This is a genomic window from Methylobacterium sp. WL103 (assembly GCF_008039885.1).
GTDB lineage: Bacteria > Pseudomonadota > Alphaproteobacteria > Rhizobiales > Beijerinckiaceae > Methylobacterium > Methylobacterium cerastii.
The window spans coordinates 1-845 of record NZ_VRUX01001068.1; the positions used below are offsets into that span (position 1 = coordinate 1).

General features: G+C 74.2%; 1 protein-coding gene. It reads left to right on the plus strand.

Going from position 1 to position 845, the window contains the following annotated elements; genetic code table 11:
* Positions 1 to 710, plus strand: a 710-nt coding sequence (locus FV222_RS27810) for a chromate transporter (protein WP_147816385.1), incomplete at its 5' end; no start/stop codon positions are given.
* Between the last annotated feature and the right edge of the window lie 135 nt (positions 711 to 845).

The following is an 845-nucleotide window of genomic DNA, read 5'->3' on the forward strand; positions in this document are numbered from 1 at the left end:
CGCTCCTGACGGCGGCGATCTGGGGCGCGCTCTGGCTGCTGCCGGTCGCCGCGATCGTCGGCCTGCTCGGCTCCGGCGACGTGTTCGGGCAGATCGCGCTATTCTTCTCGAAGATGGCGATGGTGACCTTCGGCGGCGCCTACGCGGTGCTCGCCTACGTCGCCCAGCAGGCGGTCGGGCAGTTCGGCTGGCTGCGGCCCGGCGAGATGCTCGACGGGCTCGGCATGGCCGAGACCACGCCGGGGCCGCTGATCATGGTGACGCAGTTCGTCGGCTTCCTCGCCGCGTTCCGCAATCCGGGCGGCCTCCCGCCGCTGCTCGCCGGGACGCTGGGAGGCCTGCTCACCACCTGGGTGACCTTCGCGCCGTGCTTCCTCTGGATCTTCGTCGGCGCGCCCTACGTCGAGCGCCTGCGGGGCGACCGGGCGCTGGCCGGCGCGCTCTCGGCGATCACGGCGGCGGTGGTCGGGGTGATCCTGAACCTCGCGGTCTGGTTCGCCCTGCACACGCTGTTCGCCCGCCTCGAACCGGTCGCCTTCGGGCCGATCCGCCTCGACCTGCCGGTGCTCGCCAGCCTGGACCCGTGGGCGCTGCTCCTCGCGCTGGGGGCGCTCGTGGCGGTGTTCCGGTTCAAGGCCGGCGTGATCCCGACGCTGGCGGCCTGCTCCGCGGCCGGCATCCTCCTGCATTTGGCAGGCCTCGCCGGGTAAGCTTCCTGCTCCGTGGGCTCGGGGACCACGCCGCCCGGCGAGGGGCGGCGCGGGATCGATCGCTCAGAAGCGGTTCGGCCGGCAGCGGCGGCCGGCGGGGCCGACGTGGAAGCCCCGCGGGCAGGAGCGCCCGCG